Raw genomic sequence first — 26,196 nt, forward strand, 5'->3', positions numbered from 1 at the left:
TCTTATTCCTCTATCATTAAGATTTATTGTAATTCGACTTCTTTAAACTGTTTGACAACTTCTACAGCGATTGGACAAATACGTTGCCACTCTTCTTGCCATTTAATTTGGTTATCACCTTTATGCTCTATTCGGGTTAAGGCGCCAAATAAAATTCCATTCCAGATAAATGCGCCTGCTTCATCTGGATCTGTCTTTGACTTTTCACAGACTTCATCATAATTGGATGTTATTGCTATTCCTCGTTGATAAGCTAAATTATTGACTGAATGCATCAAGAAATACACACCATTACGAGCTTCAGGTGGCGCTACGTAATATTTTCTAGTCATAATGTCGTATGCGATGTAACTGTGCTGCCATGTGTAAGGAACAGCCATGCCATCAGTAGCACTATATTTTTTTGGAGCAATATAAAAGCGTCCTCCCATTTTAAAAGGTAGATATACACTTTTATCATATTCAGGTAAACGCTCCATTTCCCCTTCTAAAAATCTATCTTCAACCATCGCGCGGCAACGCTCCCACTTACCGTTAAACTCAATCTCCTTGCCTCGTTCTGTCAAGGGCAGATGATCCGTTGGCATAGGGCGTGTTGTGGTGATCATCTCCTGACACTTAGCGATTCTGCGCGCTTCGATCTCTTCTGGTGTACCGATTTCAGCGCAGCTTGCAAGCCGGAATAAGAGGAACAGCAAAATTAGAAAGAACAGTAACCACAGAGTAAGTTTGATTTTAGCTTTGATAATCTGATTCCTTTAACGTTGTTACAGTTAGTTGGTGGCAGTTTATTCAATAATTTTAGACTAGACTCCCTCTTTATAAGGGTCTTGCTTTTGTTGTTGCATACAGCCTCCTTGCCGTAGAATGGTCATGACTCTGAAATATCGTTTTTTTCTTATTATTGATGGCTTCATTGGGTTGCCTTAGCTTTGATTCTTTTGATAGCTAATATTGATAAAGGTATTAAAATTAGAATAAGCACTGAAGATAGTAATTATTTTTTTAGTTAGAAAGGTGGGATATACATCCGGATGCATGAAATAATTAAATTTATATTAATAAATGTTTACACTAATGTCTACTTTTTATTTTAATCTACATTGACTGGTGATAAAACCATTTAGGAATCGAATAGAATTATCGTTATTTATCAACGGTATTCTGATTCAAGATATGGTGGAATATTGCATTTACGTTAACAAAGAGACTGGGTCAAATAACTAACTTAAATAGGTTATACTTGGATAGTTTATATGTGAAATTGTGAAGTTTTGGTGTATGCCTCAGCAGCATAGACTATCCTTATCTGCACCACTGTAAAGCTGCTGCGCTACTTGGTTAGAAGCTGCCTGCACACCCATAGCAGCAATAGCTTGAATGTCGTCTTCTCTTAGTGTCGTTATACGTTCGCTCATACTCTTATTCCTTTATCATCGTTGTGGGTTGTGTTGCAACAATCTCTAATTGACTAGTAACCGCTTCTACTGCTATCGGACAAATACGTTGCCATTCTTCTTGCCACTTAGTTTGATTATCCTTTATATACTCTATACGAGTTAGTGAACCAAATAGTATGCCGTTCCAGATAAATGCACCTACTTTATCTGGATCTGTCTTTGACTTTTCACAGACTTCATCATAATTAGACGTTATCGCTATTCCACTTTGATAAGCTAAATTATTGACTGAATGCATCAAGAAATACACACCATTACGAGCTTCAGGTGGCGCTACGTAATATTTTCTAGTCATGATGTCATATTCGATGTAACTGTGCTTCCATGTGTACTCAATCGTGAACGCATCAACGCCAACTTTTAGATAATTACTTGGTCCCTTAATGACTTGGTTTCCAAGCTTAATGTAGTGATACTGTTTACCATTGAGCCAATTATTTTCCCTTTGCTCATTAGGAAGCCATTTATCTTCAACCATCGCGCGACAACGCTCCCACTTACCGTTAAAGTCAATCTCCTTGCCTCGTTCTGTCAAGGGCAGATGCGCCGTTGGCATGGGGCGTGTTGTGGTGATCATCTCCTGACACTTAGCGATTCTGCGCGCTTCGATCTCTTCTGGTGTACCGATTTCAGCGCAGCTTGCAAGCCGGAATAAGAGGAACAGCAAAATTAGAAAGAACAGTAACCACAGAGTAAGTTTGATTTTAGCTTTGATAATCTGATTCCTTTAACGTTGTTACAGTTAGTTGGTGGCGCTTGGCTTCGTTCTGCTGAATGGTGTGATGCATGGTTAGCCTTATTAGAGAGTAAAAATAGACTGTGTAAGGAAGTCTAAAATCAGACGAATAAGTTATTTCGCCTAGGCTTTTGTTAGCTATTATACTTTTGTTTTTTAATTAAAGAAATTGAGATAAAACATAATTTTTTTAAGCCTATCCTGCCCCAAAGCTGAGTAGTTAGAGCGGTTAAACGGTGAGCGGCTTGTAAAGAAGCGCCGTTTTATTAAAGAACTGCTACTTACGTTGTTATGATTTATTGCTAAACTAACCGCTGAAAACAATAATAATTTGAGGGTGGTCATGGCGGTTGATTTTTCTAATACGTTAATTGTGGCAATTTCGGCAACAGCGCTGTTTGATTTGTCCGAATCAGAAAATCATTTGCTTGATTTGTTAAAGAGCACCCCTGAAACGGCAATTAAAGAATTTCGCGATTATATGGCGCTGCGTGAAAACGATAAACTTGAAATTGGCGCAGGATTTCCTTTGATTCAAGCATTACTTAATTTAAATAAGTACTGCGAAACGTGCCCAAACGCCTATTCTGGAGTGATTGCGCCACTGGTTGAGGTGGTCATTGTGTCAAAAAGTAGTCCTGATACCGGAATTCAAGTGTTAAATGCCATTCGTGATTATGGCTTGAGTATTTCGCGCTCGGCTTTTATTTCTGGAAGTCCGGTCGCGCCTTATCTTGATGATTTCAAAGTGGATTTATTTTTAACCACCAATCGTGAGGACGCTCAGCAAGTTGCCGATGCCGGAACTTGCGCTTGTGCGATTTTAGATGCCACGCCGGTGAATACTTATCAGCTGGATACGCAGCAATTGCGGATTGCTTTTGATGGTGATGCGGTGCTGTTTGATGATTCAGGCGAGCTATTATATAAGCAAAAAGGACTGCAAGCGTTTCATGAGCGTGAGGCAAAATTGCGGGATTTGCCAATTGAAAAGGGTCCTTATGCTGAGCTGTTAATCAAATTGTCCAATTTACAAGAGCGGCTTCCGGCAAGCCCGACAGAGCGCCCCATCAGCATTGCGTTGGTGACGGCACGAAATGCGCCGGCAGATTTGCGAGCGATTAAAACATTGCGCGATTGGGGCGTTGATGTCGATATGGCATTTTTTTTAGGCGGTCTTGATAAAACAGCGGTGCTCAAAACGTTTGCGCCGCATATCTTTTTTGATGACTCAACCAGTCATATTAATGCGGCAAAAAGTTTTGTACCAACGGCGCTTGTGCCTTATCGCTCAAGCTCGAAGCTTTATTCGACACCAAAGGCGACGGCAAATGTCGCTAAAGAACTGCGTTTTATACCTTGCAAAGATAAATTGCGGCAAGTAAGTAAGCGGCATTAATTTTTTAATCTCATCTAGAAGGCAATCATGGACTGGCAACGATTTTGGACGCTTATTTTTAGCCGATTGCGGCAAGTGGTGGGGCTTTATGCGTTTGTCTTACTGCCGATGTGGGGGATGTTTTTTATTAACAAAACGTTGCTGTTTGGACTTTGGAACATTTTTGGGATTGTGCCGCGAACCGTTGATTTACGAAGCTTGGTTGGGGTGTTTGCCTCATGGACGATGCACGCCGATTTGGTCCATCTAATGGGAAATAGCTTTTTATTATTGCAAATTTTATTTTTATTTGGGCTGTTTGAGCGCGATGCTTATTTAACGATTGTTAAATTGATGGTGGCTTCAGGGACAATGACTTGGCTATTAGGGTCGCCGTTATCGATTCATATTGGCGCTTCAGGGCTTTGTTTTGCGATGATTGGTTTTATGATTGGCGGGGCGGTATTTGCTCGGCGCTGGGGCTATTTGGCAGCTTGTTTAATCATGGGGACAGGGTATTGGCTGGTCATCAAGGACGGTTTAATGCCGCAATCAGGGATTTCTTTTGCTGCCCATTTTGGTGGACTTTTGGCAGGGCTGATCCTCGGCGCAATGTCAAAACAGTTGCCGCCACCAAAAAAACCGCTATTAACCTCGTCAAGATAACGGTCTTTTTATAAGTGCTCATAACAAAAAAGCCCTTAATTGCTAAGGGCTTTTATTTTAAACCGCTTGACTATTAATGGTCAGAAGCGCCTGAGATGCCAATTCCGGTTTGTGAGCGCACAAACTGAGCATCAAAGGCTTTGCGTTCGGCTTGGGCGCGAGCGGTTTTGTCCGTGACCGAGAAAAACCAGCAGCAAAGGAACGATAAAGGCATGGCAAAAAGGGCAGGACCATTAAAGGGGTTTGGCGCGCTATCAGAAATAGCAAGGGTATCGACCCAAACCGCTTTTGAAAGCACAATTAAGATGACCGCGCCGACAAGACCGACCACGCCGCCAATTACCGCGCCGCGAGTGGTCAAACCTTTCCAAAACATCGACAACACAAGAACGGGGAAGTTGGCACAAGCTGCAACGGAGAAGGCTAGACCGACCATGAAAGCCACGTTTTGTTTTTCAAACAATACACCTAAAATGATGGCAAAAATCGCTAGCGCAATCGTGGCAATTCGCGACATTTTAAGCTCAGATTGCGGCGTGGTTTGACCTTTTTTAAAGACGTTGGCATAAAGGTCGTGTGAAATGGCAGAAACGCCGGAGAGCGTAAGCCCTGCAACCACTGCCAAAATGGTGGCAAAAGCAACGGCTGAAATAAAGCCCATAAATAAGTCGCCTCCGACCGCTTCACTTAAGTGAACCGCCGCCATGTTGTTGCCGCCAATCAGCTCCAAGTTGCCGCTCATGGCTGACTTTGCCAAATCGAGGAACTGCGGGTTGTTTGAGACAAACAAGATGGCGCCAAAGCCAATGATAAAGGTGAGCAGGTAAAAATAACCGATAAATCCTGTGGCAACGACGACCGATTTGCGAGCTTCTTTGGCGTCTTTTACCGTGAAAAAGCGCATTAAGATGTGCGGAAGTCCTGCCGTGCCAAACATTAAGGCAAGTCCTAATGACAAGGCATCAATTGGGTTTTCGGTAAGTTTGCCCGGTCCCATGATTTTGGTGGCCTCGCTCAGGCTGATTTTATGAGCTTGGCTATAAATGCCAATGGATTCGCTAAACATGTTGCTAAAGCTAAAGCCAACCGCTTTCATCACCATAAATGCCATAAAAGTCGCGCCGCTTAGCAGCAATACCGCTTTGATAATCTGAACCCAAGTGGTGGCAAGCATGCCGCCAAACAACACATAAGCCGTCATCAACAAGCCAACGACGATAACAGCAATATTGTAATCCAAGCCAAACAATAGCTTAATCAGCTGACCTGCGCCAACCATTTGCGCAATCAAATAAAATGCCACGACAACCAAGGAACTAAAAGCTGCCAGTGTTCGAACGGGCTTTTCTTCTAAGCGAAAGGACACCACGTCTGATAAATTAAAGCGACCAAGGTTACGCAAGCGCTCAGCAATCAAAAACAAGACAATCGGCCAGCCGACCATAAATCCAAGTGAATACAGCAGCCCATCAAAGCCGGAGCTGAAAACTAATGCTGAAATTCCCAAAAATGACGCTGCCGACATGTAGTCGCCGGCAATGGCAAGACCGTTTTGAAAGCCGCTGATGCCGCCGCCTGCGGTATAAAAATCTTCAGTGGACTGGGTTTGCTTAGCCGCCCATTTGGTAATTAAAAGCGTGAAGCCCACAAAAACCATAAACATGATAATCGCGTGCCAATTGGTGGCTTGTTGTTCAGCAACCCCCAAATCAGGAGCCGCTACCGCAAGCCCTGAAGCGCCAACCCCGATGATAGTGAGAAATAATGCGTTAAGAGACATCCTTTTCATCTTAGTGCCTTCCTTTTTCATGTGCGATGGCCTCAACTTCCTTGAGGGTTTCTTCATTGAGCGGGTCAAGCTTACTGTTAGCGATATAGGAATATACCGCACATAAAATAAACGATAACACAATGATGCCAAGCCCCAGTGGAATTCCCCAAGTGGTGACGCCGCCGCTCACCGAGCTTGCCAAAAACGCTTTGTTATAGCCTACCAGCAGCATAAAACCGACATAAACTACCAGCATAATCGCGGTGAGCGTCCAACTTAGCTTACGTTTTCTGCTGACCATCTCTTGAAACTTCGGATTATTGAGAATTCGCTGAACCTGTGAATCATCCATAATCGACTCCTTATTGTTGTATCCAGCCTTGGATTGCCTTGCAAATGGAATATCAGTTTGTGGATTAAAACGGCGTACCCTCCAAAACTACGGCGTTTAATTCGTTGCAAGTTGGCAAAAGAGAAGAGCGCATCATAAATAAAAAAAGATGACAGCATAAAGAGAAGGTTGATAAGGCTAACACTCCACTGTTTTTTGGTCTCTTGTCTTCCTGACAAATTGCGATACTTATATAATAAGGCTAACTTTAATTGACTATTTTGCTAAAAATTCGGCAAAGCCCTATAGATTTCTATTGAATATATACAATTTATATCGATATAACAATGATTAATTCTAGATAAGCTTAACTAACGGCTCAGTTATAAAGATAAAACTTGTAAAAAATTATTTTTTTAGCAAAAAATGGTAGTTTTAAGGGCAGAATTTGAAAAAATTATTATTTTTAGCGCTTAAGAAAATCGTTATAGGGGCGTTTTGCTACATAAAAATTTATTAGCGGACAAATATTCTTCTTGATGGCAGCATTGTTTTGTTAAAACCTTTTCTCAAACGGCGCAAAACGAGAAGTCATTGCTATTTTTAGCAAAGGAAAGTTCTAAAATGCTTAAAATAAATGTGATAGCGGGGCAATACAGGAAGATAAGCTAAGTGGCGATTGACTAAACGCTCAGAAACGCTTAGAAATGCCATTGATAAGCATAAAAAAACGCGCGGAATTATCGGCGCGTTTTTTAAGTCTAGTTTTTTATGTTGAAATGGCATCGGGATTACATATTAGGATAGTTCGGGCCGCCGCCACCCTCAGGAGTCACCCAAGTGATGTTTTGTGACGGGTCTTTAATGTCACAAGTTTTGCAGTGGACGCAGTTTTGCGCGTTAATCACAAACTTGGCGCCATCGTCTTCTTGAACCACTTCGTAAACGCCGGCAGGACAATATAACCGCGCAGGTTCGGCATAAAGTGGCAAGTTAATGGCGACAGGAACGGTTGGGTCGGTTAGTTTTAAATGCGTCGGCTGATTCTCAGCGTGGTTGGTGTTCGAAATAAACACGGAGGACAGTTTGTCAAAAGTCAATTTGCCATCGGGCTTTGGGTAATCAGGAGCAAACGCATGATCGGCGCGCTCAAGCTGATCAAAATCGCGCTGATTGTCGTGAATGGTCAAAAAGGACTGACCGCCCATAAGGTTTTGCTCAACGTAGTTATAAGCGCCGCCCATCCATTGCCCCATGCGGTGCATGGCGGGGGAGAAGTTTCGCGCCGCAAAGTTATCTTCAAACAACCACGAATCTTTAAATTTATCCGTATAAGCGGTGACTTCATCATGATGGCGATTGTCGCTGATTGCCTCAAAAATAGCTTCCGCAGCCAGCATCCCAGATTTCATTGCCGTATGTGTGCCTTTAATTTTGGCAGGGTTTAAAAATCCGGCATCATCACCGACCAAAACACCGCCAGCAAAGGTAAGCTTTGGCAAGGAATTGAGTCCGCCTTTAGTCAGGGCGCGGGCACCATAAGACAAGCGTTTGCCGCCTTCTAAAATATTGCGAATGAGCGGATGGAGCTTTAAGCGCTGCAACTCGTCAAACGGCGACATATAAGGATTTGAGTAGGACAAATCAATGACAATGCCAAAGCTGACTTGGTGATTTTCCGCAAAATAGAGCCACCAACCGCCAGAAGATCCGGTTTCATTCAGCGGCCAGCCTGAACCGTGCATCACCACGCCTTCTTCGTGTTTGGCGGGGTCGATTTCCCAAAGCTCTTTAAGCCCGATACCGTAATGCTGTGGGTCTGAGTCTTTATCAAGGCTAAAGCGGCTGATCAGGCGTTTGCCTAAATGACCGCGGCTGCCCTCAGCAAAAATGGTATATTTGGCAAGCAGCTCATAGCCTGCCTCAAAACTTGGTTTTGGCGAGCCGTCAGCCGCCACGCCCATATCACCGGTCAAAATACCTTTGACTGAGCCGTCATCATTATAAAGGATGTCAGCGGCGGCAAATCCTGGGAACATCATCACCTCAAGCTCTTCGGCTTGGGCTGCCAGCCAGCGCACCACATTGCCAAGCGAGACAATATAGTTGCCTTTATTATTCATGCTTTCAGGGACGACGGAGTGCATCAGCTCGGTGGCGCGCTTGGCAGATCTGAGCATATAAGCTCGGTCTTCGGTTGTCTGAACGGTCAGCGGTGCGCCTTTTTCTTGCCAGTCAGGAATCAGCTCATCAAGCGCTCGCGGCTCAATCACCGCTCCTGATAAAATATGAGCGCCAAATTCTGAGCCTTTTTCAACCACGCAAACGCTAAACTCATCATTTCCCGCGGCAATGGCAAGTTGCCGCAACCGGATTGCCGCCGACAGTCCGGCAGGACCGCCGCCAACGACAACCACATCAAATTCCATCGACTCACGCTCAATCTCAGGGGCGCTTACTTGCGGCTCAACCGTTGCCGTTGGAATCACATCGGGCGCCAAAGCCCCATCAATGACTTCAACCGGTTCTTGATTGGCTAAAGCTTCAGGGCTGAGCTCTGCTTGGTTGGTGGGCGTTGAAAGAGGTGGGTTCATGACCGTATCAGCATAGGCGGGCGAGGTGTCTTGTTCTTGCATAGCTACTCCTAGATTTTTCGGGGCTTCTCTGCGGCAAGCGGCGTGACAATAAAATGATGGCGCTTTGATTAGCCTCAGTCACAAGCGATCTTAACCCCACTTTGATGTCATCAAAGACAGTTGCCAAACTAACAATTTGGCATGATATCAAGATGCGGTGTGAAATTGTGATTAAAACGGACACTCGTAAGACCATTTTAATTCAATGACTTTATATAAAAATTGCTTAGAAAATGTTTTACAATCGTGATACGAAATCAGGATTCTGATCGCGCTATGTTGGTTTATATTCTCAAAATTGAATAACCGAGCAACCATCATACCGCAACCGCACAAAAACTTAAACAAAAACGACAGGGTCTGCCGATGATAGCAAACTTTACCGCAGCCTTAAGGCAAAAAGCAAAAGGTTTTTAACAATTTTTAGCGCTGATTTTAGCTAAGGTGACCACTCATGAATCGCAATTCAGAAAAGCAAAAAAATCCTCAATATAAGGCGGATTTCGCCATCGAGCAGTTGACGACGCAGTTGCCCTCAACCTGCCAATCTGGCTTGCGCATTCCTCCGCTTGAAAACTGGCATCCCACTCAACTTGGTACTATAGATATTGTCATCAAAGCCAATGGCGAGTGGTGGCATGAGGGGCGACCGATATTGCGGCAAGCGTTGGTTGACTTGTTTGCGACCATTTTATGGCAAGAAGTGATCCATGGCGAGGTGCAATATTTTTTAAAAACGCCCGTCCAAAAGCTGAAAATCGAGGTGGAAGATGCGCCCTTATTGATTGATTCGGTGGCAGAGGTTATTGAAAATGGTGTGTCGATCCTTGAGTTTTATACCAAAACCGGTGATGTCGTTCGTTTGGATGATGAGCATTTGATAAGCTTACGACCTTGTTTTGCTAAAACAGCCACTCAAGCCACCGACATTCGCCCTTATATGATGGTTCGTCAAGGTTTGACCGCCCTCATTCATCGCAATACTTTTTATCATTTGGTTGACATGGGAGAGCTGATTGAAGAGGAGGATAGCACAAGTTTGCTGTTATCAAGTGGCGGTAAAGAATATCGGCTTACGATGCCTACGGCAGGTTAAAAAGTGCGGGTGATTGATGATAAACTGGTATTTTGCCATCTTGATTGGGTAGGTGAGGACAATGATTGCACAACCTATGGCTGATTTAAGCGATTTTTTTAGGGAGCCGGCAGCTCAGCTAACGTCTTTAACCGCTAAAAAAGTGGACGCTCACTCGCCGATTGGGCTTTTTGACTCAGGCGTTGGCGGCTTGTCGGTGTATCAGCATTTGGCAAAGACCTTGCCCAATGAGCGTTTTGTCTATTTTGCAGATACGTTAAATGTCCCTTACGGCAGCCGCGACAGTGCAGAGATTGAAGCTTTAACTTTAACGGCGGTTGATTGGTTATGCGCTCAAGGTTGCAAATTAATTGTCATTGCTTGCAATAGTGCCTCAGCTTATGGTTTGGTGGCAGCGCGCCGCCGTTATCCAAAAGTGCCTATTGTGGGATTGGTTCCGGCGCTAAAGCCTGCGGTGCTGGCCAGTCAGTCGCGGCACGTGGCAGTCTTGGCAACCCAAGCCACGTTAACAGGTGAGCTGCTTAATCAGGTCATTGCCGAGGTAGCAACGCCGCATCAAACCCAAGTCACTAAGCACTTTGATCCTGAGTTGGTGCCGTGGGTAGAATCGGGGATGCCGACCACTGCCATTACCGCCCGCAATCTTTGCCAAAAACTTGCGGACTTTGCGGAGCAAAATGTAGATCACTTGGTGCTTGGTTGTACCCATTATCCTTTTTTTAAAGATTTTTTAATGGAAGAGATCACTAAAAATAAGCTTAATATTCAAGTGATTGATTCAGGACAAGCCATTGCCGCTCGTGTTCGCCAATTACTAATGCTGCACCAATTAACGGCGCCCAATTATCAAACAACCTCGACCGCGCAATTGCTGTTTCATGCCAGTAAGCTTGATGACCACACCAAACCACTAGTTCAGCGCCTGATAGGAGAGGATTTTTTTATGGCATCGTTATAAAACCTTAATAAAACAAGGGTTTTGTTAACATCCGGCAATATTTTTCGAATTATGCTTAGAAATTTCGGCGATAAAGCCAAGATTATGCTAGGCTATTGAGTTTAATTGTGAGCTAATTTTAACATCATGACGTAAGTTATAGAGGTTACTGTGCCCAATCGTCGCTATCATATTCATATCATTTGCGCTGCAAACGATCAGCTGTTGGTGCTTGATCGGCTGGCAATTTTTTTTCAATCGCGCGCATTTTTGACGTATGATGTGTCCAGTCAGTTGCCGCAAGCCGCGCTTTATGGTCGCCAATGTATTGACGCTTGTGATTTTAGTTTGGTGGTTATTGGTGAAACTTATGGCGCAACTCACAAAACAGGGGTCAGCCAGCTGCATTTGAGTTATTTAAGTGCCAAAGCCAAGCTAAAGCCCATGCTGATTTTAATCAAAACGCTTCCTGAGGGCACATTAATTACGCGCCAGTTGCAGGACTTCACCCGAACGGTTGAGCAGCAAGCCAGTCACGTTTATTATTATGATGATCGCACCGACTTCAATCAGCTGCTCACTTATGCGTTTAATGACTTGCTTGAGCGCTACTCAGCAACAGGCTGGATTCGTGCTGAGCCAACCAACGCGGCTTCAAAGGCTGCGCCGAAAACCACCAGTGGCATTCCGGCATCGGCGCTATCTTCCATCAATACCAACTCGCCAAACCGCTTGTTTTCCCCCAATCGCTTGTTTGTGGATAAAGCGGCGGCGCTCGATGACGAGCCTCATGATGACGCTGTCACCAGACCGCTTAATTTGCAAGACGATTTTAATTTTCAATACAATGCCCAAGCTTATGAAGGTGGCAATTTAAGTGATGTTACCATGACCTTAAGCTGCTCTTGGGGTGAGATTTTACAAGCGCTGATTAGAATTCCAGCAGCGTTTTCAAGCTATGGTCTGCAAAGCTGTATCAATCGCTTAATCGTTCCTAAAGCTGAGCGCGATATCAAAAAAATGATGCCCAATGTTCATGCCGTTTCGCGCTGCCAAATTCATCAAAAAGACGTTATTCGCTTGCAAAAGCTACTGGTTGCTGCCAATTGGATTCAGCTCACTGCTTCGGGTAGCCGATCAACTCAAGAGCTTTGGAAACTGACCTTTTACGCCAAAAAACTGTTTGACGAAAACTATAAGTAAGTTAAGTTTGCCGTTTAAACTACGATTTGTAATAAAACTGCTACTGTCATGGCAAACCCTTTGGGCAATAATAAGATAACTGCCAATTATAATAACGACACAGTTATAGACATAATTATAAGAGCTAAAGGAGTCAACCATGACAGACCAAAAAAAATTGCAAGAACTGGAAGCCCTTGAAAGAACCATGCACGACACGGAGCAGTTTCATACGCTAGAAGAGCAAGTGGCGGATATGAAGCGGCGCGGTCTTGACCCAAGTAAGACCTATAACGATTGGGATGCCAAAGAAGACGAGGATTGGGGCGATGCCACGTGGCGTGAAAATGGCAAATGGGAGCACAAAACGCCTGCGGATTTAGACGAAAAGGCGCGCGAAAATTGGGATGGCGACAACGGTAAGCCCATTCCGCCGCCGTTTGTTTAAACCCTAAAACGGTTATCTGGGTTTCTAAATCCAGTTGCTTTAAAATAAAAAAACCACGCTCATAAGCGTGGTTTTTTATTGCGGTTAACTCAACTATTGACCCTCATCTACCCGAACGAGGCGCACCACGCCGTCCGCGCCTGCCATTCGGCGATAACGGGCATTGCCAACTTGGGCGGATGGCGCAATCTTCGTTGGCGTTGCATTGGGGCTATAGGTAGGAGTGCTAGAGGGTTTGGGCGCTTGCTGTAAAATCAGTTGCCCGATGCGGTCGGTGGATGATGATACAGGCGCTTGCGCGGCTTTGTTGGCAGCGATTTGGTTATAAAACTTTTTGCCGGCGCGACCATCGGCGGGGAAAATGCCGCGACTGGCTTGATATTCTCTAATGGCTTTTCGCGTATTGTCACCGATAATGCCATCAACCGCGCCGATATCGTAGCCGGCGTTTAATAGCGCTTGCTGAATGTCTTTGGCTTCTTGACGGCTGATGCCAGGGTCATCGGTTGGCCAAGCAGTAATAAAGTCAGTCTTTGAGCTGTCCTCGCGAGTGATTAAGTCGGACAAATGAGCAATGGCTAAGGCGTAATTTTCTGAGGCGTTATAAGAGTAGAAGGTATCAAAGTTTTTGCCAACCAAAAACGCAGGACCATCTTTTCCGGCAGGCAATAACAATCCGGCGCTGCTTAGGTCATAAGGCAATGGGCTACCGTTCGCAAGCGTTAAGCCTTGGTCGCGCCAGTGGCTTATCGATTTTTTATCTTTACGATTGGACGCTGCCCAATAGCCGCTTGGGAGTTTGACTTCATAGCCCCAAGGCTCGCCGGATTTGTAGCCGCGTTTTGCTAAGAAATTGGCAGTAGAAGCAAGGGCGTCCGGAACGCTATTGACCAAATCACGGCGACCGTCACCATCAAAATCAACTGCCAATTCTAAAAAGGTGCTTGGCATAAACTGCGTTTGCCCAAATGCGCCTGCCCAAGAGCCGGTCATGTCACTGGCGTTAATGTCGCCGTTTTGCACGATTTTTAGGGCGTTGGCAAACTCACCGCGAAAATAGCTTTGGCGGCGGTCAAAACAAGATAAGGTGGCAAGCGACTCAAACAACGGCTTTTTGCCAAGCGTTTGCCCGAAGTTGGATTCAACGCCCCAAACGCCTAGCACGTGCTCCGCTTTGACCCCGTAACGCGACTCAATCTGACGCAGCACGTCCGACCATTGACGCTTAGCGCGAATGCCATCTTCAACGCGCTCTTTATCGACAAGCGAGGATAAGTAATCCCAAACGTCCTTTTGAAATTCAGGCTGATAGTTCAGCGATTGAATGACGCTTGGGTCAGGATTGCTTGGGCGATAGCGCTCAAAGGTTGCCGCGCTCACCCCGCGAAACTGACTGGAGTTTTTAAGGGTAGTTAAACACTGCTGAAGCTCGCTGTTGGATAAATTGGGCGCCTCAGCGGCTTGACTGGTAGCCGCTAACATCAGTCCTGCAGCTACGGTTAGGCTTTGATAAAAGGTGGTGCGATTCATAAATTTTGACCTCAAGTGACCCTTTTTCTTGTTAATTGCAAAATTAAGCTGATAATTCGGCGTTGATTTTAGCTTTAGTTGTCATTATGACTGCTAGGGTAACGAATAATTTCAACAATTAAAAGAAAATTGCACATCTTCTTACTATAAGCGGACGTTCAATCAGATTGCCGTAAGATGATGGGCGTGCGCTGGCGTATTTGGTTTACTCGACCTCAGGTTTTGGGCACAGCAGCCAAGCCTGCTCTGTCACCGCAAGCTCTGGGGCAGCGTTTAATGTTGAGGCGGCATTAAAAATCTTCTTAATCACATAACGATGTTGATAATAGTCTAAAATTTGCTTCGGGGTTACGGAAAATGGCGGACCTTCAAAAGCGCTTTGGTCATAATTTAAGGTAAGAATCAACTGCGGCGCGTTTTGAGTGAGCGCTTGGATTTGAGAGCTATACGCCTCGCGCATGTCTTTGGGTAAGGCAATAAGGGCAGCTCGGTCATAAACACCGTCAATTTCGCCCAAATTCTTATCGGTAAGCGCAAACATATCGCCGGTGATAATGGTGATGCTTTGCTTATTGATTTTGCTGCGATAAAAGCGAATGCTTGAATGATAAAGGTGCGGGGTCACGGTAAAATCAAGCTTATTTTCTTGAAAAAATGCCAGTACCGCTTCTTCAACAAGCTCAGCCCCAACCACGTGAAAGCCTTGCTCAGCAAGCCAAATCATATCCACCGACTTGCCGCAAAATGGTACAAACACTCGACTGCCAACGCTCAGTCGCAACGTTTCAAAATACTTGATTAATAACGGGTTGGGCGCTTCTTGGTTAAAGCCAATGCGACCGGTTTGCCAACGCGATTGCCAAAATTCAGGATTCATAATACCGCCTTGATGATAAAACGCTTATGTCATAACCTATTCAAAGCCCTTATCATGACCCATATGGCTTAAAAAATAAACCCAAAAGCGGCGCAAAGGTTTAAAAATAGGCAACCGCTTTTGGGAATCTAAGTTTTAGGAGGCTAAGTTTTAGAAATATAAGAAGGGTTGAACCAAAACCGCCTTAACTGGTCATATACTGACCAAGCGACTGTCGCAATTTGGCAAGCTTGGGCGGGATAGAAAAGTTGCAATAGGCTTGATTGGGGTTTTTATTATAAAAGTCTTGATGATAATCCTCGGCCTCATAAAACTGACTTGCCGGATGAACCTCGGTCACTACGTTTATGTCGCCATCGCGAAGCTCATTAATCACGCGGTCAACCGTTGGTTTTTGGTCGTCATCGGTATAAAACACCACGCTTCGGTATTGACTGCCAACATCGTTGCCTTGGCGGTCGCGGGTCGTTGGGTCGTGAGTGGTGAAAAAGGCATCAAGGATGATTTCAAGCGGAATCACGGTGTCATCAAAAGTGACTTTAATCACCTCAATGTGACCGGTATCACCACCACAAACCGCTTGATAATTTGCCGTTGCTGCCTCCCCGCCCATGTAGCCTGAAACGACCGACTCAACACCTTTTAAATTTAAAAAAACCGATTCGGTGCACCAAAAGCAGCCACCGCCTAAGATAATGGTTTGCATAAGTTATCCTTTTGATTCACAGTAAAAAACGCGTTTTGATTAGCTTATCAGCCTAATTGCGCCGCTATTGTCACAAACAGTAATGTTATAATGCGCTTTTGCTAAGTTAAAGAGTGCTGCCATGACCACGACTTCCCAAGCCGGACTGGATACCTTATTCACCACGCCCCTTGATAAAGCGGCGCGGTTTTCGTTTGATGAGCAAGTGGTGGCGTGTTTTCCGGACATGATTCGCCGAAGTGTCCCCGGTTACGGTCAAGTTTTGGCGATGCTGCCTATTTTTGTTCGCCGTCATGCCAAGTTTAATCAGCAAAATGCGGCAGGACTTCGGGTCAGCCGCGTTTATGATTTGGGCTGCTCACTTGGGGCGGCAAGTATGGCGCTGGCAAGTGACTTTGCGCCGAGCGATTTGCAAATCAGGGCGGTCGATATCTCCCCTGCGATGACCCAAAAAGCCAAAGCAGTGCTTGACGAGCATTTCCCTGAGCATGATATTGAGGTCATCACCCAAGACGTTCGTGAGATTAATTTTGAGCCTTGCGATGTGGTCATTTTAAATTTAACGCTGCAGTTTTTGCCCAAAGATGACCGCTTGGCACTATTGACCAAAATTTATAACGCGTTAGACAGCGGCGGGATTTTGATTTTAACCGAAAAAACCCACGCCTTAGATGAGCAATTTGATGCTTGGCTGATTGAGCGCTATTATGATTTTAAACGCGCTAATGGCTACAGCGAGCTTGAAATCAGCGGCAAACGCAATGCTTTAGAGAACGTATTAATCACGGATACCATTGACGAGCATCATCAGCGCTTAAACATGGCGGGATTTGAGCGCCAGTTAACATGGTTTCAGTTTTTAAATTTTGCCTCAATGATTGCTTTTAAAGCTTAACTAATTTTCTAACTTTTTCATTTTTTTATTGTTCAACAATCACGGTTTTTTATGAGTTCTGACACCATCATCAGCGCCGAGCGCGAGCTTTATTTAACCTTGCTTAATTTGGCAAAATACCACCCCAAAGCTTTTGAGTGGCTCAAATTGCTTCCCGATTGGCTCGGCGATATTAAAGATAAAAATAACTACGCCCATGCGCCCGAATATCAAGCCGTTATCAATAAATTGCCAAAAATTGCTGCTAACAAAGTCGCGCTTGATTCGGACAATCTGCAAATTGAAGTTTGCTTTACTCAAGCGGAGTTTAAGCAAACTGAAGCCTTATTAAAAAAGCTTGCGCCATGGCGAAAAGGGCCTTTTTTAATCGGTTCTGATGAGACGCAACTCTTTATCGATACCGAATGGCGCAGCGATTTTAAATGGCAGCGCGTTGCCCCGCATTTATCCAACCTTGAAAATCGGCGCATTTTGGACGTCGGCGGCGGCTCAGGCTACCACGGCTGGCGAATGGCAGGACTTGGCGCCAAAACGGTGATTATCATTGACCCGTCGTGCTTGTTTTACCATCAATTTATGGCGATTCGGCATTTTATCGGTGATAAAGACGGCTTTCGAACTCATTATATCCCCGTGCCGCTTGAGGCGCTTCCTGAGCAAAGTCAGCTGTTTGATACCGTCTTTAGCATGGGCGTTTTGTATCACCGAGCCTCACCGTTTGAGCATTTGCAGCAATTAAAGGGTCAGTTGGTGAAAGGTGGTGAGTTGGTGCTTGAAACTCTTGTGGTTGATGGTGATGAGACCACCGTTTTAGTGCCAAGTGACCGTTACGCGCAAATGAACAACGTTTATTTTTTGCCGTCGATTGCAGCCCTCACGCTTTGGCTTAAAAAAGCAGGATTTAGCGAGGTTCGCTGCGTTGATGTGGCGGTCACAAGCCTTGAGGAGCAGCGCAAAACGGACTGGATGACCTACCATTCACTTGAGGACTTTTTAGACCCCAATGATTTAAGCAAAACCATTGAAGGTTATCCTGCGCCCAAACGCGCCACCTTCATTGCAAAAAAATGATAGGTCACCATAAATATAACGAGTATTGACGACCGCGATGAACGCTTAGAAAGTTTGAAAGCGGCTAAGCGCTGCAATCTTATCTTAATTTTAAATAAACCAGCGCTTAAAGCCTTCTTCAATCAGCACCTTTAAGATAAAACCAATAAACCCTGCCCCTAACGCTAAAAACATCCAAAACGTGCCGGCGCGACCGGCTTCAGATTTTTTGGACAAATCCCAAATAATAAAAAATAAAAACGCAATAAAAATAGGCAAAAGGACATAAAGTCCCCAACTGGTTACCGTACTTGCGGCAATGGCAAACATAGCATCTCCTTAATTTTGTGATATTTAAACCAATAAGCTTTGAAGTGACGTTAATTATACGCCCAAAGCGCCTTTACTATAAACGAACAAAACGCTTGGGCAACCGAAACGCTACAATGATAGGTCGGTCAATGCTGCTTGATACTTGCTTAACGCCCGCAAAATAAATTTTTTTCGCAAAAAAACGGTCTCAAGGCAGCGCTAATGGGTGCAATGGCGACTAAAGCTTGTTATATTTATCAGTTATCCGCTTTTTGCCAATTTTTATTTTTTGAGTGCAATTGTTATGTCCCAATCCCAAATCGACACCTTAGCCGCGCTAATTTTGCAGGCAACCCAAACGTTAAAAGAGCAAGGCGAGTTGCCGCCGGATTTTGACAACAGCGGTCAGATTACCCGAACGCGCGACCCAAGTCACGGCGATTTTGCCAGTAACATTGCGCTTGTCGCGGCAAAAGCTGCGAAAACCAACCCGCGAGCGCTTGCGCAAAAAATCGTTGACGCCCTCCCTGAGAACAGCGACATCCGCCAAGTTGAAATCGCAGGCCCCGGATTTATTAACGTATTTTTAAATTCAGACGCCAAATTTGCGGTTCTTGATGACATTTTAGCCAAAAAAGAGCGCTTTGGGCTTAGCGATGAGTTTGCCGGCAAGCGCGTTCAGGTGGAGTTTGTATCAGCCAACCCAACGTCAAGCCTTCACGTCGGTCACGGCCGCGGCGCAGCTATCGGCATGAGCGTTGCCAATTTGCTTGAAGCCATTGGCTATGACGTCACCCGCGAGTATTACGTCAATGACGCCGGTCGGCAGATGGATATTTTGGCAACGAGCACTTATTTGCGCTATTTAGAGTTAAACGGCGAGCAAATCAAATTTCCAAGCAATGGCTACCAAGGCGATTATGTTACCGATATTGCCCAAACTTTAAAAAATCAGCACGGCGCTAGCTACGTCCATCCGTTTAGCGACGTTGCCGGCGGCGTTGCTGATGATGCGGTGTTTGAAGTGAGCGTTACCGGTGAAAAAGTGCTGTTGTCGGGCGATAAAGAAGCTCATATTGACGGGTTGATTGCCAACAGTAAAGCGCTGCTAGGCGAAGGCTACGCGCTGTTTTTAAACGCGGCGCTGTCAAGCATTTTGGCGGACATTAAAGACGATTTGGGTGAGTTTGGCGTTCATTTTGAATGCTGGTTTAGCGAAAAATCAATTGAAGATAAAATTGCGCCGGTACTTGCCGAGCTTGATGCCAACGGTTATTTGTACGAAAAAGACGGCAATACGTGGTTTAAATCAACCGAGTTTGGCGATGAAAAAGACCGCGTGGTTCGCCGCGCCAACGGTCAAACCACTTATTTTGCTTCCGATATTGCCTATCATAAAGACAACTTTGACCGCGGTTTTGATAAAGTGGTCAATGTTTGGGGCGCTGACCACCACGGCTACGTTCCACGTGTGAAAGCAGCGCTCAAAGCCCTTGGCATTGATGATGATAAATTGGATGTGGTTTTGGTTCAGTTTGTTGCCCTTTGGCGCGGTGATCAAAAAGTTCAGATGTCCTCGCGCTCAGGAAGCTTTGTCACCTTACGCGAATTGCGCGAAGAGGTGGGCAATGATGCGGCGCGTTTTTATTACGTGGCAAGAAAGCCGGAAGTTCACGTTGATTTTGACTTAGAATTGGCAAAATCGCAAAGTAAAGACAACTTGGTGTACTACATTCAGTACGCCCATGCTCGCAATTGCCGACTGTTTGAAAAAGTGGCAAGCTTTGGTTTAAGCGTTGATGACGCTATGGGCAAAGCTGAGGAATCACGATTGACCGCCGCTAATGAAGAGGCGCTGATTAAACTGCTCGCCGCGTATCCTGCCACCATTCGCCGCGCTGCAACGGGTTATGAGCCGCACATTTTAACCAACTATTTAAAAGAGCTTGCCGCCTTATTTCACGGTTGGTACGACAGCAACCGCATTTTGCCGATGGCACTGAGCCAAAATGATGCCCCAAGTGATGAGGAGTTAAAACTCATGCAAGCTCGACTGCGCTTGTCAAAAGCGGTGTCGCAGGTACTTGCCAATGGCTTACAACTTTTAGGATTGAGCGCTCCTGAAAGCATGTAGCCGCTTTTATAACGCTTGATTTTTGCGCGGTTGGGATTGGGATTTGGGGTTTTTGCCGTCATATACCAAAGCTTACGATAACTTGCGCAAAGTCTTGCTACTATAGCGCCGATTTATATGTCCTGATTTATCGACTCGCGAGGGAGAAGATGTTATGTTAGCCAAAAAACCCAAAGGTGCCACCGCCAAGCGCCAGCCGAGTAGCGCATCAGGACTGTTATGGATGTTTGTGGGCGCGGTTTTGACCTTAATGATTGGGGTGTTTTTGTATTTGTCGCCGCTGTTTGATTTTAAACCGGCGGCAACGGCGGAACCTGAACGGCAAGTTCAGCCTAAAGTGGCAACAAACCAAGATGACGGCGATTATGAGTTTTATGACATTTTGCCCAATCAAGAAATGGCAACCATTCCCGATGAAAATATTTTAGACCCCAGTAAAGCGCCCTCAAGCAATCCGTTTGAGCCTGATGTGGTGGTGGTTCAGCCGCGCGAGGACAACAGCACGCAAGCGCAAGACAATAACAATGCTCAGGCAGGCGCTAATAATGACTCAAGCCAAAACCGAGAGCCTGCGGTAAGCGGCGATGACGACATTGTGATTATTGAAGAAAACTCCACCTATGAAGGGTCGCCAAGCCAAAACAATCAAAATGGCAATGCCCCAACTCCTGCCGCCAATCAAAACCGCTCAGGCGCAGAAGCCACCGGCGCAAGCATTCAGCGAAGCGCTCCTGCAGCAACTTATATTTTGCAAATCAACAGCTTTAGCAATGCCGATGAAGCTGACCGCCGCCGCGCTCAAGTGTTGATGGCAGGGGTTGATGCTAAAGTGGTAAAAAATAAAACCGCCAATGGCGAGCCGATTTATCAAGTGGTATCAAGACCGATGGACAACCGCAAAGCCGTTTCAGGGGCTCAGCAGCGATTGCAAAATAACGGCATTGATTCCATCATCGTCGAGCAGCGCCGATAACGGTTTAAAAAAGCGTCCATGATGGCGCTTTTTTCAAATTTGACTAAATTATTTAACGGGCGATTTTCCAATGGATGGTGAGCGGACATTATGAGTCAACTTGCAGCAGCCGAGGCGCGCTTGACCCTCAAAGCGTTTTTTCAAAAATACTTTATCGATGCCTTTACCGGAATGGCACTTGGGCTGTTTGTCACCTTAATTGCAGGGCTTATCATCTCGCAAATTGGCGGCTGGGTTCATCTGCCGGTGCTCGTTGCGGTTGGCAAATTGGCATCCGTGTTGATGGGTGCTGGCATTGGCGCGGGGATTGCTTATTATTTAAAAGCGCCAACGTTAGTGATTTTAAGCTGCTTGGTGGCAGGGATGCTGGGCGCGCATTCTGAAGCGCTCATGGCAGGGTCGTTATTTATTGCTCAAGAGAACGCGCCTGCAACCTTTGCCGCCGTTCCGGGCAATCCCATTGGCGCCTATTTAGCCGCCGTTTTTGCCTATCGCGCCGGAAGCTTGATTGCCGGAAAAACGAAATTGGATATTTTGCTCATTCCGCTGACCGTTTGCGTGGTGGCGCTTGCGGTTTGCGCGGTTTTAAATCCGCCGGTCGTTGCTGCCATTGACGCCATTGGTCATGGTATCCAAGCCGCAACGGCATTGCAGCCGCTGCTTATGGGGATTGTTATTGCTGTTGTCGTTGGATTGCTGCTAACCCTACCAACGTCAAGCGCAGCCATTTGTATTGCCATTGGTCTTGGCGGCGTTGCTGGCGGGGCAGCGGTCGTTGGCTGCGCAGCGCACATGGTCGGCTTTGCGGCGGCAAGCTTTAAAGATAACGGTGCAAGTGGCGTTATCTCGCAAGGTCTTGGCACCAGTATGCTGCAAATCCCCAACGTCTTTAAAAAGCCCATTATTTTATTACCGGCAGTGATTGCAAGCGCGGTGGTTGGTCCTATTGCAACGGTCGGCTTTAACTTAGCTTGTACCGCAACGGGTGCGGGCATGGGAACGGCAGGACTGGTGGGCGTTTTTGGGGTGATTGACGCCTCAAAAGATATCATGAGCCCTTTGCAGCTGTGGTCAGCGATTATTTTACTGATGTTTGTGCTGCCTGCCATCATTGCTTGGGGAGTCGCATTTATCATGCGCCGAATGGGGCTGATTGTTGATGGCGATATGAAGCTGCCTTAGCGTTTTTTTTATTTTTTTAAAGCTGAAATAAACCTCCCAACCACTTAAGTAAAGCAGTTGGGATTTTTTTAACGGTAAATTTTTACTAATAAACGCTTATTTTCGAGCATCTTTTGGCGCATCGCCATTTGGCCAGTCTTTGTCTTTATTGGCTTTGACGGGTCTTGGCAAGTGGGTAAAGTACTGCGCAATGTCCACCGCTTCTTGGTCAGTTAGGGTGTTACCTTGACCAAACGGCATTTTACCTTTAATAAAGGCCGCTGCGGTATAAGTTCGCGCCATTCCTGCGCCATCGTTGAATGAGTCCTCACCGGCAACCGCAGGATAAGTGTATGAGCCATCTTCATTATACTGACCTTCGCCGTTCGCACCGTGACAAACCGAGCATTTTTCAGCAAACAGCTTTTTGCCGTTATCCTCGTTAGGGGTAAGCGACTTGTCAATTTTCACAAAGCCGCGACCTTCAGGGGATACGCCCATCGGTAAGCCTTGTGACAGCCAATTCATATAAGCCACCATTGCATTCATGTCGTCGGAGTCAAGCGGTAAAGGCTTGCCGTTCATCGAGCGCTGAAAACAGCCATTAATCCGCTCTTGAATGGAGTTGACCCGACCAGCGCGCGAGCGATAAATCGGATAAATTCCTGACATGCCATTCCAAGGCGCGGCAAATGCTTCTGAGCCGTTTCCTAAGTGGCAACTGGTGCAGTTAAGCCGGTTGCCCACATAATCTGGAAGTTCTTTATAAGTGTGGTTGGCAATCTGCATGCCGCGGCGGATGGCTTCACCGGTTTCATCATCAGGAATCGTTGACTCATCGGGCATTTTAATTTCAGCGCTACCACCTGTTGCAGGCGCTGCTGCCTCGCCACTGGCTGCAGGAGCAGGGGCGTTGCCCTCAAGCTGCGCCGCCCGCGCTTCCAAATCTTGAACCCGAGCAATGGCCTCCGCCTCGCTAACGCGGTCGGTAGCTTTTACGTCTTTATCATTGCTACAGCCTGCCATTCCCGTTGCCGCCGCTGCTATAAGCATCGCGGAAGCCAAGGTTGTTTTGGCGGTTAAAAATGTTTTCATGAGCATATCCTTATAATGAAAAATAATATGTAAAAGGGTTTTAATATGATAACTTATCCGGCAGCATCCCTAATTGCAGCTCAAAATTAACTGGCAGCTATCGCCACAAACTTTACCGCAAACCATTAGTCATCATTGATAAGGGTCAAAAGCTATGGCTGCTTGGATTTTTAATGGCATCTTAAGAAGATAAAAACCCAACGTGGCTAAGCTTGCTATAGAACCGCCTTTATTTTTAATAACATTATAGCAAGCACGGCAATGCTAAATGTTATCAATCTGCCATCAAGTATTAATTCACGTAACGACGCGGCGACCGCTAACCGCTCAATACTGCTCAGTAATTTAGGAACGACAAAAATAGGGCGACCAACCGCGCCGCCTTCAGTGAATCCCAGCTGAACTATCAAAAAAACCTATTCTACAAAAATTAAAAAAATAACCGCCAAGCACCCCTATGTTTTTCATAGGGCGCAAGTAGGTTATCAGCACTATTAAGTTTTGAGTGAACGCTTAAGCAAGAGGGCTTAAACGCTCGGCGGGGAATTGTAACACATTTTTTAAGCGATTTTAGGCGTTTTGCCGTCGTTGATGACCGCCTCGTCAACGGTAACCGTGGTGATGCCTTCCATGGAGGGGATTTCATACATGGTATCAAGCAGCGCATTTTCAACGATGGAGCGCAGACCACGGGCGCCGGTTTTACGTGCCATGGCTTGTTTGGCAATGGCTTTGAGCGCATCTTCGGTGAAATCAATCGCCGCGCCTTCCATTTCAAACAAGTAGCGGTATTGCTTAACCAAAGCATTTTTTGGCTCGGTTAAAATCTGCATCAGCGCCGCTTCATCAAGTTCTTCTAAAGCCGCAATGACTGGCAATCGACCAATCAGCTCAGGAATTAAGCCAAATTTGATTAAATCTTCCGGCTCAACTTCTTTAAATAAGTCTGAGCTTTTGCGGCTGTCGTCTTTTGAGCTGACGGCAGCGTTAAAGCCAATGCCGGTTTTTTCAGTGCGCTGCTGAATGATTTTATCAAGCCCTGCAAACGCGCCGCCAACGATAATCAAAATATTGCTGGTATCAACTTGAATCAGCTCTTGCTGCGGGTGCTTGCGACCGCCGTGCGGTGGAATGGCAGCAACCGTGCCTTCAATCAGCTTGAGCAGCGCTTGCTGAACGCCTTCGCCTGACACGTCACGGGTGATGGATGGATTGTCGCCTTTTTTGCTGATTTTATCGATTTCATCAATATAAATGATGCCTTGTTCGGCTTTACTGACGTCATAATCTGACGCTTGCAGTAGCTTTTGAACGATATTTTCAACGTCTTCACCCACGTAACCGGCTTCGGTTAAGGTGGTGGCATCCGCCATAGCAAATGGCACATCCAAAAGGCGAGCAAGGGTTTGCGCCAGTAGCGTTTTACCTGACCCTGTCGGACCAATCAGCAAAATATTACTTTTTGCCAATTCAACCATGGCGTCATCGGCGCCGATTTTGGCTTTTTTGCTGTCTTGGGCAAACTTTTGGCTCACTTTTAGGCGTTTATAGTGGTTATAAACGGCAACGGCAAGCGCCTTTTTGGCGGCATCTTGACCGATGACGTACTCATCTAAATGGGCGCGAAGCTCTTTTGGGGTAGGCAGTTTTTTATTGACCCAAGAGGTGTCAATATCCTCGTCTAAAAAGTCGCTGTCACGGTCGCTATCGGCGATCAAATCGGTGCAAAGTTCGATACATTCGTTACAAATATTGGCATCATCGGCGGCAATGAGTTGTTTGACTTCATTTTTGGCCTTGCCGCAAAACGAGCAGTGGGGAGTGTTGTCATCGGCCATAAACGGCGCTCCTAAATGTTCACGCAGGGTTTACGCTAATTGGGTGGTCAATGTAACGCATCAAAGCGCAGTGACGGCACTTTGATGGTCATAGCTATCATTGTTAAGATAGTTATCATTGTTGGATGATTGGCATGGTTAAATAAAGGTCGGAGTCAAAAGCCAAAATTATAACCCTTCAGGGCGGCGCTCAAGCACTTCATCGACAAGACCGTAAGCTTTGGCAGCAGCGGCGCTCATAAAGTTATCGCGGTCAGTGTCTTTTTCTAAGCGCTCAACCGGTTGACCGGTATGCTCAGCCAATAAGCGGTTGAGTTTGGCTTTTAATTCGATGATTTCGCGGGCATGGATTTCGATGTCGGAGGCTTGACCGCGAAAGCCGCCTAACGGCTGATGAATCATCACGCGCGAGTTGGCAAGGGCGTAGCGTTTGCCTTTGGCGCCTGCCGATAACAAAAACGACCCCATCGATGCCGCTTGACCTAAGCAAATGGTTGACACGTCAGGCTTGATAAAATTCATGGTGTCATAAATTGCCATTCCCGCCGTCACCACGCCGCCAGGGGAGTTGATATATAAATGGATGTCTTTGTCGGGGTTTTCTGCTTCCAAAAATAAAAGCTGAGCGACAATCAAATTTGCCATATTGTCTTCAACTTCGCCGGTCAAAAAGATGACGCGCTCGCGAAGCAGGCGTGAGAAAATATCAAATGAGCGCTCGCCGCGAGAGGACTGCTCAACGACCATAGGAACTAACGCGTTTTTGGCAGGAATGGCGTTAAGAACGGTCTCAAAATGCGGATTTGACGTGATACGATCATAATCGGTCATAAAAATATCCTAAAAAATAAACTTTTAACGAAAAAATAAAATTATTGGAAGCAAGCGCCAAAATAAAAATTAAGTGACCTATTAATAAGGCGTTTGGTATGAATTATCAAGACTTGAAGCGTAATTGAGCGGCAAATTTAGCAATTTTGCTAC

24 protein-coding genes are annotated in these 26,196 nt (G+C 45.8%); 11 read left to right on the forward strand and 13 right to left on the reverse strand.

Annotation, left to right across the window (positions count from 1 at the left end; translation table 11 throughout):
• Window positions 1-23 precede the first annotated feature (23 nt).
• The 3 genes from ACZ5XY_RS06990 to ACZ5XY_RS07000 form a co-directional block, all read right to left on the reverse strand.
• Window positions 24-608 carry a hypothetical protein gene (locus tag ACZ5XY_RS06990; protein WP_464740217.1) on the reverse strand — a complete coding sequence of 195 codons (585 nt, stop codon included), beginning with the start codon at window positions 606-608 and terminating at the stop codon, window positions 24-26.
• 678 nt (window positions 609-1,286) lie between these two features.
• Window positions 1,287-1,418 carry a hypothetical protein gene (locus ACZ5XY_RS06995; protein ID WP_464740219.1) on the reverse strand — a complete coding sequence of 44 codons (132 nt, stop codon included), beginning with the start codon at window positions 1,416-1,418 and terminating at the stop codon, window positions 1,287-1,289.
• A gap of 4 nt (window positions 1,419-1,422) precedes the next feature.
• Entirely contained in the window at window positions 1,423-2,037 is a 615-nt protein-coding gene (locus ACZ5XY_RS07000; protein WP_464740221.1) for a hypothetical protein, read from the reverse strand.
• 502 nt (window positions 2,038-2,539) lie between these two features.
• Here ACZ5XY_RS07000 and ACZ5XY_RS07005 point away from each other — a divergent pair.
• The gene (locus ACZ5XY_RS07005; protein ID WP_464740223.1) at window positions 2,540-3,595 is read left to right on the forward strand and encodes a 5'-nucleotidase; all 1,056 of its coding nucleotides are present in this window, start codon (window positions 2,540-2,542) and stop codon (window positions 3,593-3,595) included.
• 27 nt (window positions 3,596-3,622) lie between these two features.
• A complete protein-coding gene (locus ACZ5XY_RS07010) occupies window positions 3,623-4,240 on the forward strand; it encodes a rhomboid family intramembrane serine protease (protein WP_464740225.1) in 618 nt (205 codons plus the stop codon).
• Window positions 4,241-4,313: 73 nt separating this feature from the next.
• Here ACZ5XY_RS07010 and ACZ5XY_RS07015 read toward each other — a convergent pair whose 3' ends face one another.
• The 3 genes from ACZ5XY_RS07015 to ACZ5XY_RS07025 form a co-directional block, all read right to left on the reverse strand.
• Window positions 4,314-6,029 carry a cation acetate symporter gene (locus tag ACZ5XY_RS07015; protein WP_464740227.1) on the reverse strand — a complete coding sequence of 572 codons (1,716 nt, stop codon included), beginning with the start codon at window positions 6,027-6,029 and terminating at the stop codon, window positions 4,314-4,316.
• A 1-nt stretch (window position 6,030) separates the two neighbouring features.
• A complete protein-coding gene (locus tag ACZ5XY_RS07020; RefSeq protein WP_464740229.1) occupies window positions 6,031-6,363 on the reverse strand; it encodes a DUF485 domain-containing protein in 333 nt (110 codons plus the stop codon).
• A 770-nt stretch (window positions 6,364-7,133) separates the two neighbouring features.
• The gene (locus ACZ5XY_RS07025; RefSeq protein WP_464743811.1) at window positions 7,134-8,771 is read right to left on the reverse strand and encodes an electron transfer flavoprotein-ubiquinone oxidoreductase; all 1,638 of its coding nucleotides are present in this window, start codon (window positions 8,769-8,771) and stop codon (window positions 7,134-7,136) included.
• A 661-nt stretch (window positions 8,772-9,432) separates the two neighbouring features.
• Here ACZ5XY_RS07025 and ACZ5XY_RS07030 point away from each other — a divergent pair.
• The 4 genes from ACZ5XY_RS07030 to ACZ5XY_RS07045 all read left to right on the forward strand — a co-directional run bounded on the left by ACZ5XY_RS07030 (window position 9,433) and on the right by ACZ5XY_RS07045 (window position 12,641).
• Entirely contained in the window at window positions 9,433-10,074 is a 642-nt protein-coding gene (locus ACZ5XY_RS07030) for a DUF1285 domain-containing protein (protein ID WP_464740231.1), read from the forward strand.
• Between the two features lie 61 nt (window positions 10,075-10,135).
• Window positions 10,136-11,032: a glutamate racemase gene (gene murI / locus ACZ5XY_RS07035; protein ID WP_464740233.1), complete on the forward strand. Its 897-nt coding sequence runs from the start codon at window positions 10,136-10,138 to the stop codon at window positions 11,030-11,032.
• Window positions 11,033-11,182: 150 nt separating this feature from the next.
• Window positions 11,183-12,214 (forward strand): DUF4062 domain-containing protein, encoded by a 1,032-nt coding sequence (locus ACZ5XY_RS07040; protein WP_464740235.1) that lies wholly within the window; start codon window positions 11,183-11,185, stop codon window positions 12,212-12,214.
• Between the two features lie 139 nt (window positions 12,215-12,353).
• Window positions 12,354-12,641, forward strand: a complete 288-nt coding sequence (locus ACZ5XY_RS07045; protein ID WP_464740237.1) for a hypothetical protein — start codon at window positions 12,354-12,356, stop codon at window positions 12,639-12,641.
• A gap of 93 nt (window positions 12,642-12,734) precedes the next feature.
• Here ACZ5XY_RS07045 and ACZ5XY_RS07050 read toward each other — a convergent pair whose 3' ends face one another.
• The 3 genes from ACZ5XY_RS07050 to msrA form a co-directional block, all read right to left on the reverse strand.
• Window positions 12,735-14,171 (reverse strand): lytic murein transglycosylase, encoded by a 1,437-nt coding sequence (locus tag ACZ5XY_RS07050; RefSeq protein ID WP_464740239.1) that lies wholly within the window; start codon window positions 14,169-14,171, stop codon window positions 12,735-12,737.
• Between the two features lie 205 nt (window positions 14,172-14,376).
• On the reverse strand, window positions 14,377-15,048 hold the full coding sequence (tmpT, locus tag ACZ5XY_RS07055) for a thiopurine S-methyltransferase (protein WP_464740241.1): 672 nt from the start codon (window positions 15,046-15,048) through the stop codon (window positions 14,377-14,379).
• A 184-nt stretch (window positions 15,049-15,232) separates the two neighbouring features.
• A complete protein-coding gene (gene msrA, locus ACZ5XY_RS07060) occupies window positions 15,233-15,754 on the reverse strand; it encodes a peptide-methionine (S)-S-oxide reductase MsrA (RefSeq protein ID WP_464740243.1) in 522 nt (173 codons plus the stop codon).
• Between the two features lie 121 nt (window positions 15,755-15,875).
• Between msrA and cmoA the strand changes: the two genes are divergently transcribed.
• Together cmoA and cmoB are read left to right on the forward strand one after the other, a co-directional pair.
• Window positions 15,876-16,649, forward strand: a complete 774-nt coding sequence (gene cmoA / locus ACZ5XY_RS07065; protein ID WP_464740245.1) for a carboxy-S-adenosyl-L-methionine synthase CmoA — start codon at window positions 15,876-15,878, stop codon at window positions 16,647-16,649.
• 51 nt (window positions 16,650-16,700) lie between these two features.
• A complete protein-coding gene (gene cmoB, locus ACZ5XY_RS07070; RefSeq protein ID WP_464740247.1) occupies window positions 16,701-17,720 on the forward strand; it encodes a tRNA 5-methoxyuridine(34)/uridine 5-oxyacetic acid(34) synthase CmoB in 1,020 nt (339 codons plus the stop codon).
• Window positions 17,721-17,810: 90 nt separating this feature from the next.
• Here the strand turns inward: cmoB and ACZ5XY_RS07075 are convergent, their stop codons facing one another.
• Complete coding sequence (locus tag ACZ5XY_RS07075; RefSeq protein ID WP_201533622.1) at window positions 17,811-18,029, reverse strand: DUF2788 domain-containing protein; 219 nt, start codon at window positions 18,027-18,029, stop codon at window positions 17,811-17,813.
• 286 nt (window positions 18,030-18,315) lie between these two features.
• Between ACZ5XY_RS07075 and argS the strand changes: the two genes are divergently transcribed.
• The 3 genes from argS to ACZ5XY_RS07090 all read left to right on the forward strand — a co-directional run bounded on the left by argS (window position 18,316) and on the right by ACZ5XY_RS07090 (window position 22,300).
• Window positions 18,316-20,145: an arginine--tRNA ligase gene (argS, locus tag ACZ5XY_RS07080; protein ID WP_464740249.1), complete on the forward strand. Its 1,830-nt coding sequence runs from the start codon at window positions 18,316-18,318 to the stop codon at window positions 20,143-20,145.
• A 154-nt stretch (window positions 20,146-20,299) separates the two neighbouring features.
• The gene (locus ACZ5XY_RS07085; protein WP_464740251.1) at window positions 20,300-21,118 is read left to right on the forward strand and encodes an SPOR domain-containing protein; all 819 of its coding nucleotides are present in this window, start codon (window positions 20,300-20,302) and stop codon (window positions 21,116-21,118) included.
• A gap of 90 nt (window positions 21,119-21,208) precedes the next feature.
• Window positions 21,209-22,300 (forward strand): PTS sugar transporter subunit IIC, encoded by a 1,092-nt coding sequence (locus ACZ5XY_RS07090; RefSeq protein ID WP_464740253.1) that lies wholly within the window; start codon window positions 21,209-21,211, stop codon window positions 22,298-22,300.
• A gap of 96 nt (window positions 22,301-22,396) precedes the next feature.
• Here the strand turns inward: ACZ5XY_RS07090 and ACZ5XY_RS07095 are convergent, their stop codons facing one another.
• The 3 genes from ACZ5XY_RS07095 to clpP all read right to left on the reverse strand — a co-directional run bounded on the left by ACZ5XY_RS07095 (window position 22,397) and on the right by clpP (window position 25,959).
• Window positions 22,397-23,374, reverse strand: coding sequence for a c-type cytochrome (locus tag ACZ5XY_RS07095; RefSeq protein ID WP_464740255.1), 978 nt, complete (start codon window positions 23,372-23,374; stop codon window positions 22,397-22,399).
• Between the two features lie 560 nt (window positions 23,375-23,934).
• Entirely contained in the window at window positions 23,935-25,212 is a 1,278-nt protein-coding gene (gene clpX / locus ACZ5XY_RS07100) for an ATP-dependent protease ATP-binding subunit ClpX (protein WP_464740257.1), read from the reverse strand.
• A 168-nt stretch (window positions 25,213-25,380) separates the two neighbouring features.
• Window positions 25,381-25,959 (reverse strand): ATP-dependent Clp endopeptidase proteolytic subunit ClpP, encoded by a 579-nt coding sequence (gene clpP / locus ACZ5XY_RS07105; protein ID WP_464743813.1) that lies wholly within the window; start codon window positions 25,957-25,959, stop codon window positions 25,381-25,383.
• Window positions 25,960-26,196: the final 237 nt, after the last annotated feature.

The organism is Psychrobacter sp. GTC18467, from assembly GCF_055397455.1.

Bases quoted from the DNA above. Each gene is read 5' to 3' on its own strand.
- clpX (WP_464740257.1), bottom strand. From the start codon at position 25,212: ATGGCCGATGACAACACTCCCCACTGCTCGTTTTGCGGCAAGGCCAAA.
- ACZ5XY_RS07095 (WP_464740255.1), bottom strand. From the start codon at position 23,374: ATGAAAACATTTTTAACCGCCAAAACAACCTTGGCTTCCGCGATGCTT.
- ACZ5XY_RS07015 (WP_464740227.1), bottom strand. From the start codon at position 6,029: ATGAAAAGGATGTCTCTTAACGCATTATTTCTCACTATCATCGGGGTT.
- murI (WP_464740233.1), top strand. From the start codon at position 10,136: ATGATTGCACAACCTATGGCTGATTTAAGCGATTTTTTTAGGGAGCCG.
- tmpT (WP_464740241.1), bottom strand. From the start codon at position 15,048: ATGAATCCTGAATTTTGGCAATCGCGTTGGCAAACCGGTCGCATTGGC.
- ACZ5XY_RS07010 (WP_464740225.1), top strand. From the start codon at position 3,623: ATGGACTGGCAACGATTTTGGACGCTTATTTTTAGCCGATTGCGGCAA.
- ACZ5XY_RS07075 (WP_201533622.1), bottom strand. From the start codon at position 18,029: ATGTTTGCCATTGCCGCAAGTACGGTAACCAGTTGGGGACTTTATGTC.
- ACZ5XY_RS07005 (WP_464740223.1), top strand. From the start codon at position 2,540: ATGGCGGTTGATTTTTCTAATACGTTAATTGTGGCAATTTCGGCAACA.
- ACZ5XY_RS07030 (WP_464740231.1), top strand. From the start codon at position 9,433: ATGAATCGCAATTCAGAAAAGCAAAAAAATCCTCAATATAAGGCGGAT.
- ACZ5XY_RS06995 (WP_464740219.1), bottom strand. From the start codon at position 1,418: ATGAGCGAACGTATAACGACACTAAGAGAAGACGACATTCAAGCTATT.
- cmoA (WP_464740245.1), top strand. From the start codon at position 15,876: ATGACCACGACTTCCCAAGCCGGACTGGATACCTTATTCACCACGCCC.
- ACZ5XY_RS07050 (WP_464740239.1), bottom strand. From the start codon at position 14,171: ATGAATCGCACCACCTTTTATCAAAGCCTAACCGTAGCTGCAGGACTG.
- ACZ5XY_RS07090 (WP_464740253.1), top strand. From the start codon at position 21,209: ATGAGTCAACTTGCAGCAGCCGAGGCGCGCTTGACCCTCAAAGCGTTT.
- msrA (WP_464740243.1), bottom strand. From the start codon at position 15,754: ATGCAAACCATTATCTTAGGCGGTGGCTGCTTTTGGTGCACCGAATCG.
- ACZ5XY_RS07000 (WP_464740221.1), bottom strand. From the start codon at position 2,037: ATGATCACCACAACACGCCCCATGCCAACGGCGCATCTGCCCTTGACA.
- clpP (WP_464743813.1), bottom strand. From the start codon at position 25,959: ATGGTCGTTGAGCAGTCCTCTCGCGGCGAGCGCTCATTTGATATTTTC.
- cmoB (WP_464740247.1), top strand. From the start codon at position 16,701: ATGAGTTCTGACACCATCATCAGCGCCGAGCGCGAGCTTTATTTAACC.
- ACZ5XY_RS07085 (WP_464740251.1), top strand. From the start codon at position 20,300: ATGTTAGCCAAAAAACCCAAAGGTGCCACCGCCAAGCGCCAGCCGAGT.
- ACZ5XY_RS07045 (WP_464740237.1), top strand. From the start codon at position 12,354: ATGACAGACCAAAAAAAATTGCAAGAACTGGAAGCCCTTGAAAGAACC.
- argS (WP_464740249.1), top strand. From the start codon at position 18,316: ATGTCCCAATCCCAAATCGACACCTTAGCCGCGCTAATTTTGCAGGCA.
- ACZ5XY_RS07020 (WP_464740229.1), bottom strand. From the start codon at position 6,363: ATGGATGATTCACAGGTTCAGCGAATTCTCAATAATCCGAAGTTTCAA.
- ACZ5XY_RS07025 (WP_464743811.1), bottom strand. From the start codon at position 8,771: ATGGAATTTGATGTGGTTGTCGTTGGCGGCGGTCCTGCCGGACTGTCG.
- ACZ5XY_RS06990 (WP_464740217.1), bottom strand. From the start codon at position 608: ATGATCACCACAACACGCCCTATGCCAACGGATCATCTGCCCTTGACA.